This is a genomic window from Serratia sp. MYb239 (assembly GCF_002966855.1).
GTDB lineage: Bacteria > Pseudomonadota > Gammaproteobacteria > Enterobacterales > Enterobacteriaceae > Serratia_B > Serratia_B rhizosphaerae.
In genome coordinates, this window is sequence record NZ_CP023268.1 from 57,596 (window position 1) to 69,905 (window position 12,310).

Below are 12,310 nucleotides of genomic sequence, written 5' to 3' on the forward strand. Positions count from 1 at the left end.
AGTAACTGTATCGTAGCAATGGTGCTGCTCTCGCTGAGGCTGGCATCCCGCTCATCGTCAGCAAAGATCGTCTTGGTTTTAGGGAGAAGCAGTCATGTTTGACCGTATTACTGTGACAACGCCGGCGGGCGCCGGTGCGCTGAAGTTCTGGAAGCTCAGCGGGGTGGAAGAGGTTTCCAGCTCGTTCGAACTGCAGGTGATGCTGCTCAGCACCGATGCCCGCCTGGACCGCCGGGCGATGCTGGGCCAGCCGATCACTTTGACCATTCCGACGCAGGGCGTACTGTCCGCACCGCGTTATCTCAACGGCAAGGTCACCTCGGTCAACGTGCACAGCGCCGATATTAACGGCGCGCGCTACGCCGTTTACACCCTGACGATGGAATCTGACCTGTGGCCGCTGAAGCGGGACCGCAACCAGCGTATCTTCCAGAACCAGCGCGTGCCGGATATCGTCAGAACGGTGCTCGGCGAGTACGGCGTACAGGTGGAGGAGCAGCTTTCCGGCAGCTACCGCAGCTGGGAGTACTGCGTGCAGTATCAGGAGAGCAGCTACGACTTTATCTCCCGGCTGATGGAGCTGGAGGGGATTTACTTCTTTTTCCGCCACGAGGCGGACAAACACACGCTGGTGCTGCACGATGCGCCGCAGCAGCACCAGCCGTTCAGTGGTTATGAGGTGATTCCCTATCACGCCACGCCGTCCGGCGGCAGCACCGGCGAACAGGGAATCGGCCAGTGGGCGATCTCCGAGCGGGTGACGCCGGGGATCTACAGCATCGACGACTATGACTTCCGCAAGCCCAACGCCTGGCTGTTCCAGGCGCGGCAGAACCCCAGCTCGCCGCAGCCGGGGCAGATTGACTACTACGACTGGCCGGGACATTTTGTCGAGCACGGCGACGGTGAATTTTACGCCCGGGTGCGGCAGGAGGAGTGGCAGGCGGAGCACCAGCGTATTAACGCCACCGCCACCGCGCTGGGCATCGTGCCGGGCTGCACCTTTACGCTGCTCAACCCGCCGTTTGCCAGCGACAACGGTGAGTATCTGGTGCTGAGCGCCCGCTACGATCTGGAGGAAAACAGCTACGCCAGCGGCGGCGACGAAGCGGTGCACCGCATCGAGATGACGGTGATCCCCGCCGATACGCCGTACCGTTCGCCGCAGCGCACGCCGTGGCCGCGCACCCACGGCCCGCAGACCGCGCGGGTGGTGGGGCCGCAGGGCGAATCGATCTGGACCGATAAGTACGGCCGGGTGAAGGTGAAATTCCATTGGGACCGGCAGGCCAAGGGCGACGAAACCAGCTCCGGCTGGGTGCGCGTCTCCAGCGCCTGGGCCGGTCAGGGCTTCGGCGGCGTGCAGATCCCGCGCGTCGGCGACGAGGTGGTGATCGACTTTATCAACGGCGACCCGGACCGGCCGATGGTCACCGGCCGGGTGTATAACGAGGCCAGCATGCCGCCGTGGGCGCTGCCCGCCGGCGCCACCATGATGGGCTTTATGACCCGCTCCAAAGACGGCCACAGCGACAACTCCAGCCATCTGTTCTTTGAGGACAAGGCCGGCTCGGAGATGGTGCAGCTGCACGCCGAAAAGGATATGAATATTTCGGTGGAGAACGATAAAACGGTGGCCATTGACGGTAACCGCACCACCACCATTCAGAAAAAACAGAAAGATGAGGTGATCGGCGACGCGACCTTTATCTACCACGGTACGCGCACCACCACGGTAACCAAGAAAGAGACGAAAACGTTTGAGGACGGCGAAAAGGTCACCATCACCAACGGCCGCAACTCGGAGATCGCCAGCGGCGGCGAAAAGCTGAAGATTACCGGCGAACGCAGGGTAGAGACGGTGGGTACCGAAGAGCAGATTGTGTCGAAAAAGGTGACCCGGCGTTATAACGATGGTATGGATTTTTATCTGGACGGCAAACGTTATGACCAAATAACGGGCGAACGTCATGTTATCGTGACCGATGACGTTACCGACGAGTACCAGAGCAACCTGAACCAAACGATCACCAAAAATGTCGACACCAAAATTCTCGGTAATTGGAAGCAGGATGCCAAAGAGGGCATGACGCTGACCTCAGATCAGATGATTACCATCGACAGTAAGGTTAAGGTCAGTATCAAAACGCCGGCGGCGCTGGAGTACAAGGACCATAAAGAGACTATGTCGATGTTCTCGTTCGATTTCACGGCGGCGAAGGTGGTGACGGAGGGCTATTCCACCACCATTACCGTCGGCGGAAAACTCGGTCTGGCAACGATGAAATTCGACAAGACCGGTTTTGATCTCTCGACCAAAGAGGGGCGGGTGGAGTTTGGTCAGGCAATGGTGCAGGTTGGGCAGATCATGTCGCAGTTTAACGGCCTGACAATCATAGGCTGAGGGATATAGTTATGAAGTTCGCTATCATTATTTCCGTGATTATTTTTGCGGGTTTTTTTGCATATATCGCCCACCTGTTTTACCGCGACCACAAGATAGACGCCCAGGGACGGGAGCTGCTGGCGCGCGTGGAGGAAGTGCATTACCGCAGCGCCAACGATACCGGCAGCGTCAATATCCGCTACCGGCTGTCGTGGCCGGAAGGCGGCGGCACCAAACAGGTGGAGGGCAGGGAGACCATCCCGGCCTTCTATTCGTCGAAGGTGCAAAAAGGCAGTGAAGTGACGATCCGCTATCTGGACGACGACCATATCGCGTTTGTGTTTGATAAAGACCGCTAGGCCGAATCTGATAGTGCGCGTTGGGCTTGTCGCCCAAATCCGCACGCTATACCCTGCGCTGTAACTTCGTTAACGATAAGTGACATGCAAGGGCGTGGATGAGCAATAAAATTGGCTGGATAGATAACTTACGCGCCGTAGCGTGCCTGATGGTGGTGATGATCCACGCCACCACCGCGCTGCTGACCACGCCGGAGAAACTGGGCAGCCTCGCCTGGGATGCGGCCAACCTGCTCAATGCACTGTCCCGCGCGGCGGTGCCGCTGTTCTTTATGATCTCCGGCTACCTGTTCTTCGGCGAGCGCAGCGCCAACCGCAAACACTTTGTGCGGATCGGCTGCTGTATTTTGTTCTACAGCGCCGTGGCGCTGGCGTATATCGCCTTCTTCACCAAGATTGGCTTCTGGCCTTCATTGCGCACGCTGCTGCAAAAACCGGTGTTCTATCACCTGTGGTTTTTCTACGCCATCGTGGTGGTTTATCTGCTGTCGCCGCTGATCAACGTCAAGCCGGTATCCGGCCGCTATCTGGCGGCGGCGCTGCTGATTCTGGCGGTGATGGCCAACCCGAATACCGATAAGTTCGCCATCGACGGCGTGCACCTGCTGCCGGTTAACCTGTATATCGCCGGCGATACCTTCTACTACCTGCTGTATGCGCTGGCCGGGCGGGCGATCGGCATGATGGATACCGGACGACGCGGCGTCAGCCTGCTGGCGGCGCTGGCCTTTGTCGGCAGTGTGGCGTTGATTATCATCGGCACCCGGCATCAGTCGCTGATTAACGGCAATTTTGCCGCCACCTACTACCTGTATGCCAACCCGCTGGTGTTTATCGCGGCGGTGTCGCTGCTGGTGTGGTTTAAAAACTGCCTGGCGCAGCCGGTGGGCTGGCTGGCGGTATTCTCCCGCCATTCGCTGGCGATCTACGGCCTGCACGCCCTGATTGTCAATCTGGTGCGCCATCAGGGCTGGGATCTCGGCGGCCATCCGCTGCTGGATATTTTCTGGGTGTTCGGCCTGGCGCTGGGCCTGAGCCTGCTGCTGTCCGCCGGGCTGCAGAAAATCGACCGCCGCCGGCTGGTGTCCTGAACGGGCTGCGGCATAGCCGCCGCAGCCGTTATTCGCCTCAGGCTATGGTGACGCTGCCGTACACCAGACGCCCCTGATGGAAAGTGGCGCGGCGCGGCGACATGCGCGCCACCGCTTCGGCCGAACAGCTGGCGTCGACCAGCATAAAGCCGGCGTCGTCGCCGGCCTGCGGCCACACGCGCTGGCCTTTATCGTTCAGCGGCAGCACGTTGCCGGTGGCAATGGCCAGGGAACGCGACAGGTGGAACTCGTCCGAACCCCGGTACAGCTGGGCATAGAGGTTGGCTTTTTCCAGCATATCGCCGCTGCCGAACGGCGACCAGTGGTCGATCACGCTGTCGGTGCCGGTCATCACAAATACCCCTTTTTCACTCAGCTGCGGCAGCGGCATCATCAGGCTGCCGATCGGCACCGTCGAGGCGATGGTTATCTGCTGCGCCGCCAGCCGTTCGGCGGTCTCCGCCACGCGTCCTTCATCCAGCGTGCTGAGCGCGAAGGCGTGGCTGATGGTGACCTTGCCGCGCAGCGCCGGGTTTTTCTCGACGGTGGCAATCATATAGTCGATGGCCGCGACGCCCGCCGGGCTGGTTTCATGCAGGTGAATATCGACACCCTTGCCGCTGTCGAGTGCGATCTGGAACATGGCGTCGAGCGATTTCTCCATCGCGCCGTCGACGTTGGTCGGGTCGAGACCGCCGACGTACTGCACTCCCATCTGCATCGCTTCGCGCATCAGCGCATCCACCTTTGAATGCAGCAGGCCGTGCTGCGGGAAGGCGACGATCTCGCAGCTGAAGCCGGCGCGCTGATTTTCCAGCGCACGCTGCAGGTGTTCAAGACTTTTCAGCCCGCTGACCGGGTCGATATTGCAGTGGCTGCGCGCCACCGTACTGCCTTTGGACTGCAGCAGGGCGATCAACCCTTCGGCGCGCTGCTGCGAGGTCGGCAGCAGTTTGGGGATCAGCGTCTGCTCCAGCGCAATCATATCCATAATGGTTTTGCCCTGGCGCGGGCGCGGCGCCTGCCACGGGCCGCCGTAGAAGGTTTTATCCAGGTGGATATGCATATCGCGCGTGCCGGGCAGCAGCAACTGGCCGCCTGCCGAATAGCGCGGCAGAGCGGCGGGCGGCGTGGCGCCGGCCGGGTGCAGCGCCGCGATGTTGCCGTCTTTAATCTCCAGCGTGTAGCGCGCGGTGCGGGTGCCGATCACCGTGTCGCCGTCGTATTCGAAGCCCTCTTCCAGCAGGACGTCGCTCAGCAGGTAGTGGCGGTCGGTGAGGGTCATCGGCGATGCCGGCGCGGCGCAGGGGGCGCTATTGTCGGGCGTGGCCGCCTGCGCCACGCCGCCGCTGAGGCCGAGCACCGCGCAGGCGGTGGTCAGCTTGCCGGTTTGGCTGAGAAAGGTTCTGCGGCTTTGTTGTTGGCTGTTTTCCACAATCGGTTCCTTATCCAGAGGTGTTGTGTTGCAGCCATTAATCTAAAAAAGTCGCGCCGGGGTTGGCAGCGACATTTGCCACTGGTGATTATTCGATTTGGTAATGATGGCGGAGCACTGTGAGGTTAAGACTCACTAAAACTATCGGCGACCTTCTCCTTTCGCAGTCTGCTTTGTCAGGAATAATTAGCATATTCTTAAGGCTAGAAGATTAATCCCAATTTAAAATATATTTTTGATGTTTTTTATTTGTTATGTGAATGGTTTGTCCGTGTAATATTCATAATATTGAAATTATTTTTTTGCTGTACATCTCAGAATAAATCAACCGGGTAGACAAATAACATGTTGTCGTTAAAATATACAGTGATCCCGCACGGCATTGATTATTTTTCATAATTATTTACTTTCAATACATAAGATAATTTAATTATATGGGGTGTGTTTATGAGTGGATGCATGGATATAATTATGGAAGAGTTCTCTCAGCAGATTAAAAACACCATGGAGGCATTTGGCGTCCCACATTATTCATATGTGATTCAGTCAAAGTACCAAAAAAGCGATCCAATTATCATGTCAAACTTCCCCAAGAGTTGGATTGAAAAGTACAGGAAATTTTCTTTTCATAAAATAGACCCGATACTTGTTGGGGCAAGAAATAGCATCATACCGTTCCAATGGCAGGATCAGAGCCATAAAAAATTTGATACTGTCGAGAATCTAAAGCTAAATGCTAATTTAGCATCATCTTCTCTATCAGGATATACATTCCCGTTACACGATCATAAAAATAACTTTGTGGCACTTAGCGTTTGTCATATTGGTTGTAACACGGGTGTAGAGGTGTGGATCGAAGAAATCAAATGCTTAATACAAGAAAGTCTTGCTAGTATTCATAATGAAATTGTATCCTTTATTGATAGGGAACATAACGAAATTAATAATAAGATAGGCCTGACTGAAAGAGAAAAACAGGTTGTTTATTGGGCGTCGCAAGGGAAAACATACAATGAGATAAGTATTATACTTTCTATCAAGGAAGTTACTGTTAAGTTTCATGTTGGAAACATATTGAAAAAATTCGGCACGATAAATATGAAACAAACAATAAGATGCGCTGTAGAGTATCAGTGTGCCGAATATTGACATTTTTATAAACTTATCCTGTTGGTTCATTCACTTGATGAAAAAGAATCACTGAAAATTCTGGATTTTTTAGCCTTATTATTGGCATGGAGTCTATCTATGAGTGCTTTGACCGTTTCATTCCTACCCGCTATATATATATCGAACATTGACATATCAGGATGGCGATCTGAAAGGATTTTATTTGTTTTATTATATTCTTGAACTGAAGTTTTCATCCGTTTTTCAATGATTTTAGTGAATGTGATCATAGGGTTTTTTTTAGATATTTTATTAATCATGTCAATTTCATAAAAACTTTGCTCATCCCTGGCGATCCAATATAGGAAAACAGGTTGCTCACGATGCGTTGAAAGGCATGATAGGAATATTGAACGGATATAGGAGAAACCGGACCCGAATGCAATGAGTATCACAGGGCGTTGTGAATCACAACGGAACCATGCTTTCCCTAATGGAATCTGTACTTCGAAACGGTGCATTCTCAAGAGGTTATTTATAATGCTGTCCTTGCTGCTAGAGCTGGCGATATGGAGTTCGAAGTTGTTATCATCTTGTACTGATGAAGCTATGGAGAAATATCTTGAAATTCCATCTTCCATGGTAATTTTCAAATTCTGTCCGGGTAAAAAATTGATATCGCGATCGGCAGTAACTTTTACTCTGAATATATAATCGTTGAGAGGGGTTACGGATCTGATTGTACAAAACGTCATTTTTATTACCTAAATAATATCAATGTTAATAACATGGCGGGAATGCCTATAACCTTATGCACAAGGCATTCCCAGCCAAAACGCATGGTACTATTAAAATTCTTTTTATGTCTTTAGTTGTTTTGATGATTTTTTTTCTGGAAGGTATTGTACTTTATTCCAATGGCCACTGCATTCTTGTTATGTTCATCATCATAAACTGGCGGTAAAATTCCGGCGCTGGCGGGCTTTCCTGCTTCTATAAAAAACTTCTCTATCCCGGCAGGATTAAAGTAAAAAAGTAGCCTGGCATAATGCAAGCTCAGGTTGCTAAAGCAATGTGGCGTATTTCTGGGGATATAAACCAGGTCACCTTGTGTGGCGGCATAGCGGTTTTCTCCTACGGTAATCTCAACCTCTCCGGCGGCAACGAAAATAATCTCGTCGGAGTCAGCATGTATATGCTCCGGCGGGCCGCCGCCGGGAGGTACTGATGAGTCAATAAATGATATTTTCCCACCCGTTTGTTCATTGGTTAGCTTTACGGAATAGACATCACCACTAAGCCAGACAGGCTCACCTGCCGTATTTTTCACATGCAAAGGATAGTCGGTTAACTGATTGATTTTTTTATTCATAGATTACTCTCTTAAATAAATGGATTATTCGTCTGTTTATCTAATAAGAATTGCCCGCATGTTTGGAGAATACTTTCTTGAGCGACGGCATGCTGACAGATGGTGTTTAGATCCCGTAGCCAGCGATCCATTGGCGTTTCATGACTATAGATAGACGCGCCCCCGACTAGGTCGTACAACGTTGATACGATACTGCGAGAAGTCTGAAAAGCATTCTGTCTTGCCATGGCAGGATGAATACGCTGTCCGGTATTGAGTTCACCATTATTTTCTAAGGCGTACCATTGTTCAGACAAAGACGTGTAGACTGCGCTCCTGGCGGAAAATAGCGCCATTTCGCATTTTGCGATTGCCAGCTGTATCCTTGGGCTTTTGGACCATGCAGTTTGCGTATTCCGATCTATCTTGGTATTGACTAGGGAATGCACATAATCAATCGCAGCGCGTGCGACCCCCAACGGGATTCCTGGCATATTTCGCAGGATTGCATCTGGCGTATCATGCAACGGCCCTGATCGATGGGGTTCATAGAAACTGAAACTATGCTCCTCCGGTACAAATAAATCTTTTGCGGAATAATCTCTGCTGCCGCTGCCGGCCAAACCTGTGGTATGCCACCCATCGCCCAATTGGTACTGGGTTGGATGGGCCACCATAACGCGCCAAACAGGCTGTCCGTTTTCGTCCAGCGCTTGTTTGCCATTTTCGTAAACGTAGCAGCCGGCGTTGAGTAAGTCACAATGGCTCAGCCCGCTGCCGAAACGCCATTTCCCATTTACCAGGTATCCACCTTCAACCTTGGTGGCAGAACCTTGCGGGTGGATCCAGCCGGCGGTAATGGTATCGAGGGCGAATAGTTTTTTGGCGACGGGTTCTGATAAGAAACCAGAATAGATGCCAGAGTCGCTGCCAATCATCGCACACCAAGCGACGGCGGCATCCCCCACTGCAATTTGCTCGATAACCTGGGTCTGTTGCATTGAATTCAATTCCGGACCTCCCCAGCTTGACGGCATATTCATGCTAAACACACCAATTTTACGGAGTTGTTCTACAATATCGTCGGGGAGTCGTCGTTCAATTTCAATTTCACGTGTCCGTTCTGATAAATGGAGAGCGAAATTTTTTGAATCAGAAAGAATACTTGAGAATGTTAGCCTGGTCATTTTTCACCTATAAGTATCGATCGTTGCTGATAAGGTTGTTACTGTCTAAATATAATTTTAATTCTTTGATGAAATTATATTCACTTTCATTTGGTGTGATTTTTCGTGCCCAATGGGCATGATCAATATCTAGGCGGTAAGGTATAAAACCACAATCGTTAAACTGCTGGTGTAATAAGTCTAACGCATGAAATGCGCGATCTTTCTCATCTGAATTCTTGTCGAAACAGATAGAGACTACGAGATCAATAATTTGCTCGTTTAATGAATTGATGGTGGCGCCGCACGTTATGCCCGTTTTATTTTTTATATCATAAATAATGGCGTAAGCTTGGGTAAGTGCTTGTGGTGTAAATGGAATTAAGGGCAAAAAGAAAAGCCAGCCTTTGCCATGTTCATCGATGTTACTGTGCGATTCCCCTAAGGTCTGCGCCAGTAACTCATCATTATAGAGCGTCTCGCCAACATGTGCAGCATTAACTAATTTTGCAATGATATCTTTTTTCTCATCGTTATTATTCTTATCATCAAAATATTCGACATCATTAAATATATTACTGTGAGTACACTCTTTAATTATGAAGTTGGTGGTTATATTGACATGCTCTTTCAGACCATCGATGCACATATGTACCGTATAAGTATTATTTTTTCCGCCATATGTTTGATTTGCCATGGTGTCATATATTTTTAGCACACCACTGTTTATTTTATTGGCGACCCATTTCTGCAATAGCAAGATGGCCTGCGACAAATTATCTCGTTGGAAAGTGAAACGAAGTACGCGTGTGAATTCTGCCCTCTGGTGCAGCCTAATTACACCGGCGGTAACAATACCAAAACTGGACTGTGTGAAAAACTGAACTAGAGACGGCCCGATACCATGAGGATAAATAGGAGTCGGTTTATCTGTTGGCCACCAGCCGACGCGGATGAGTTTGCCGTCAGGGAGTAGAACCTCAAGCCCTACCAGATCCTCGGTTCGCTGATGGCGTAACCCCACACCCCGATCCATGGCATTGCCCAGGAAGCTGGAATGAGAAGAAGAGGCTGTAATGTTAATAAACCTATTTGAGCCACGTAATTTTTGTGATAGATCAGCTTGTGTTACGCCCGGCTCAATGATTGCCCAACCTTCGGTAAGATCCATTTTCTGAATATTATTTAGTCGCTTCAGTTCTAATAAATATGAACCCTCGGCGATATCTTCCTTAGAACCTAATCCCCAGTTATATCCTACACTGACAGGGTGCAGTTGAACGCCGGGAAATGTCTTTGCCAGATTGATTATTCCCCTTACCTCAGCCAATGTTTTAGGCGTAAGAATTCCACTAACACGGCGTTTTTTATAACCGCTGACATTATCTTTGAGGTACTCATAATCATGTGCTATCCCCTCACCAATGTTATTTGAGATCTCAGTTAAAAATTTATTTTTCATCTTTAATCCTTAATGCCAATAGCCTTTATGACAATCGTTGGGTTTAATTTAACATAGCTTAGCTGATCGCTGAATGAACCATCATTATTGATTAGCCTCCCTCGGCAGAGGCCTTCGAAATGATAGCCAGCATTAATCGCTGTACGTTCAGATGCGGTATTCCCCACCTTAACTCCAAGTTCAATTCGCATGTAACCTGCCGTGGAAAATGCCCAATGGGTAAATAATTTCAGAGCTCGACTTGAATAACCTTTCCCTCTGAAGTTTTTAAATATACCGTATCCAACATCTGCAACTTTGGGTGGAATGACTGGCCTTAGGCTCATTCTTCCGACTAATTCTTTAGATCCATTTTCAATAATGGAAATATTCATTTTCTCACCGGCAATCCACCTTAGAACCGCCAAATTGGCTTCTTTAGCGATAGTATGGAAGCTGCTCTCAGGATAAATTGACCAATACCGTGTCGTTAAGTCACACTGATCGTGATAAAGAATGTTGCAGTCTTCAGCAGAAGTGGCCCGTAGCGTTAATACTCCGTCGCTAATACCCGCCTGCGGGAATAAGGTTAATTTTCTTTTCGGAATATCTATTAGCGTGTCTTTCGTTAAAAAAAACAGGGCCACATCTTTGAATATTCCATTGGCGTCAATTGATTTCGTGATCCCGCAATAACTGAAACCAATATCCATGGCGTCAATAATTAAATCTGAATTTTCAGGACTTATTTTTGTCTGAATGATTTTATTTTCACTTGCCATACTATGGAAGAAGTCAACCATATCTTTGTAAGGCGTTACTTTAGATTTTTCATTGATGGAGTTAAAGCTATGATGCAAAATTTTTGGGCTGTCTTTGTCTGTGTATAACCTCGATTTATAATTTTCCGTTTTTATTTCCAAAATGCCATCTTTTGTTTTTCTAGCATAACTCTTGGAGTTTATTATGTCACTTAATGACCCAGCCAGATTGTTTGGTAATATGTCGTCAGATGTTTTTTTGTTTTCTTCGTACATTATCTCATCCTTATGATAAGCGATTATAATCACCTCCAACATGATCGTTTCGACGATAATATACCAACCTTTTTTTTATTAATACTATCCACCTGTATAGGTTTTTCAATTAATATGATTCATTGTTTATTATTTATAAATTATAAAATATATTCTGAGTATAATTTCAATGTGTGATTGATAGTCCGCTATGGTCATAAGAGAGGTGAGGGCAGCCAGACTGCAGGATAAAATGTGTTTTAAAAACGGAGTCGCATTGCTGCGTTTTTGAGGCAAGGGGGAAGAAGCCCCCTTGAGAATTTTAACCAAAAGGGGGCTTATTTTGGCGAGAGCACCGACATTGCCGGCTCTATTAGGCTTGTCAGTTCTTCTTCAGATGCCCCATCTCTGGCTTGAAGAGAGATGGCTTGGGTGATGCCGAAAAAGAATGATGCCAAGGCTTTGGCCTGGGTGCTTTTCGGCAAATCGCCGTCGGCGATACCTTGCTCAATGCGTGCGCAGATCAGAGATAATGTCTTTTGGCGAATATTTTTTAAATAAAGCCATTCTTCATCGGAATTTGGCATCGGATTGATCAGGCTCAGCATCAGTAAACATCCGCCAGCCTCATTTGACCGCGCAATTTTTACCGTCGATTCCAGCATGGCGCATAGCCCATTCGCTGCAGTGTCGCTTTCCATCAGTTTTATCATGGATTTGGAGCCAATTGAGCTGATGTACAGTTCAACGGCTTCATAGAACGCCTGCTTTTTGCTGCCAAATGCCGCATAGAAACTTGGCGGATTGATCTTCATCGCAGTGGTGAGATCCACCAGTTGAGTGCCGATATACCCTTTGGACCAAAAGATGTCCATCGCTTGTTTGAGGGCCACTTCACGATTAAAGCTGGCAGGCCTGCCTAGCTTAGCCATTAAATTTTTTCTCCCACCATTGT

The 12,310-nt window shown here is 49.3% G+C and carries 11 protein-coding genes; 4 read left to right on the plus strand and 7 right to left on the minus strand.

The window, feature by feature from the left end:
- Nucleotides 1-94: 94 nt before the first annotated feature.
- The 3 genes from CLM71_RS00250 (at nt 95) to CLM71_RS00260 (ending at nt 3,836) form a co-directional block, all read left to right on the plus strand.
- Nucleotides 95-2,404: a type VI secretion system Vgr family protein gene (locus CLM71_RS00250; RefSeq protein ID WP_105229242.1), complete on the plus strand. Its 2,310-nt coding sequence runs from the start codon at nt 95-97 to the stop codon at nt 2,402-2,404.
- 11 nt (nt 2,405-2,415) lie between these two features.
- On the plus strand, nt 2,416-2,745 hold the full coding sequence (locus tag CLM71_RS00255) for a hypothetical protein (RefSeq protein WP_105229243.1): 330 nt from the start codon (nt 2,416-2,418) through the stop codon (nt 2,743-2,745).
- Nucleotides 2,746-2,843: 98 nt separating this feature from the next.
- Entirely contained in the window at nt 2,844-3,836 is a 993-nt protein-coding gene (locus CLM71_RS00260) for an acyltransferase (protein WP_105229244.1), read from the plus strand.
- A 37-nt stretch (nt 3,837-3,873) separates the two neighbouring features.
- Here the strand turns inward: CLM71_RS00260 and CLM71_RS00265 are convergent, their stop codons facing one another.
- Nucleotides 3,874-5,271 carry an amidohydrolase family protein gene (locus CLM71_RS00265; RefSeq protein ID WP_105229245.1) on the minus strand — a complete coding sequence of 466 codons (1,398 nt, stop codon included), beginning with the start codon at nt 5,269-5,271 and terminating at the stop codon, nt 3,874-3,876.
- 471 nt (nt 5,272-5,742) lie between these two features.
- Here CLM71_RS00265 and CLM71_RS00270 point away from each other — a divergent pair, with 471 nt between their 5' ends.
- Complete coding sequence (locus tag CLM71_RS00270; RefSeq protein WP_158684770.1) at nt 5,743-6,420, plus strand: LuxR family transcriptional regulator; 678 nt, start codon at nt 5,743-5,745, stop codon at nt 6,418-6,420.
- Nucleotides 6,421-6,446: 26 nt separating this feature from the next.
- On the opposite strand, the gene CLM71_RS00275 is transcribed toward CLM71_RS00270, so the two are convergent.
- From CLM71_RS00275 to CLM71_RS00300, 6 genes are all read right to left on the minus strand, one after another.
- Nucleotides 6,447-7,034 carry a hypothetical protein gene (locus CLM71_RS00275; RefSeq protein ID WP_158684771.1) on the minus strand — a complete coding sequence of 196 codons (588 nt, stop codon included), beginning with the start codon at nt 7,032-7,034 and terminating at the stop codon, nt 6,447-6,449.
- A 215-nt stretch (nt 7,035-7,249) separates the two neighbouring features.
- Nucleotides 7,250-7,753 (minus strand): cupin domain-containing protein, encoded by a 504-nt coding sequence (locus CLM71_RS00280; RefSeq protein WP_105229248.1) that lies wholly within the window; start codon nt 7,751-7,753, stop codon nt 7,250-7,252.
- Between the two features lie 11 nt (nt 7,754-7,764).
- Entirely contained in the window at nt 7,765-8,919 is a 1,155-nt protein-coding gene (locus CLM71_RS00285; RefSeq protein ID WP_105229249.1) for an acyl-CoA dehydrogenase family protein, read from the minus strand.
- A 7-nt stretch (nt 8,920-8,926) separates the two neighbouring features.
- Entirely contained in the window at nt 8,927-10,360 is a 1,434-nt protein-coding gene (locus tag CLM71_RS00290) for an FAD-binding oxidoreductase (RefSeq protein ID WP_105229250.1), read from the minus strand.
- 2 nt (nt 10,361-10,362) lie between these two features.
- On the minus strand, nt 10,363-11,376 hold the full coding sequence (locus CLM71_RS00295) for a GNAT family N-acetyltransferase (RefSeq protein ID WP_158684772.1): 1,014 nt from the start codon (nt 11,374-11,376) through the stop codon (nt 10,363-10,365).
- Between the two features lie 317 nt (nt 11,377-11,693).
- The gene (locus tag CLM71_RS00300; protein WP_105229252.1) at nt 11,694-12,287 is read right to left on the minus strand and encodes a TetR/AcrR family transcriptional regulator; all 594 of its coding nucleotides are present in this window, start codon (nt 12,285-12,287) and stop codon (nt 11,694-11,696) included.
- Nucleotides 12,288-12,310: the final 23 nt, after the last annotated feature.

Coding starts and splice junctions, on each gene's coding strand:
- CLM71_RS00280 (WP_105229248.1), bottom strand. CDS start 7,753: ATGAATAAAAAAATCAATCAGTTAACCGACTATCCTTTGCATGTGAAA.
- CLM71_RS00270 (WP_158684770.1), top strand. CDS start 5,743: ATGGAAGAGTTCTCTCAGCAGATTAAAAACACCATGGAGGCATTTGGC.
- CLM71_RS00260 (WP_105229244.1), top strand. CDS start 2,844: ATGAGCAATAAAATTGGCTGGATAGATAACTTACGCGCCGTAGCGTGC.
- CLM71_RS00255 (WP_105229243.1), top strand. CDS start 2,416: ATGAAGTTCGCTATCATTATTTCCGTGATTATTTTTGCGGGTTTTTTT.
- CLM71_RS00290 (WP_105229250.1), bottom strand. CDS start 10,360: ATGAAAAATAAATTTTTAACTGAGATCTCAAATAACATTGGTGAGGGG.
- CLM71_RS00250 (WP_105229242.1), top strand. CDS start 95: ATGTTTGACCGTATTACTGTGACAACGCCGGCGGGCGCCGGTGCGCTG.
- CLM71_RS00300 (WP_105229252.1), bottom strand. CDS start 12,287: ATGGCTAAGCTAGGCAGGCCTGCCAGCTTTAATCGTGAAGTGGCCCTC.
- CLM71_RS00285 (WP_105229249.1), bottom strand. CDS start 8,919: ATGACCAGGCTAACATTCTCAAGTATTCTTTCTGATTCAAAAAATTTC.
- CLM71_RS00295 (WP_158684772.1), bottom strand. CDS start 11,376: ATGTACGAAGAAAACAAAAAAACATCTGACGACATATTACCAAACAAT.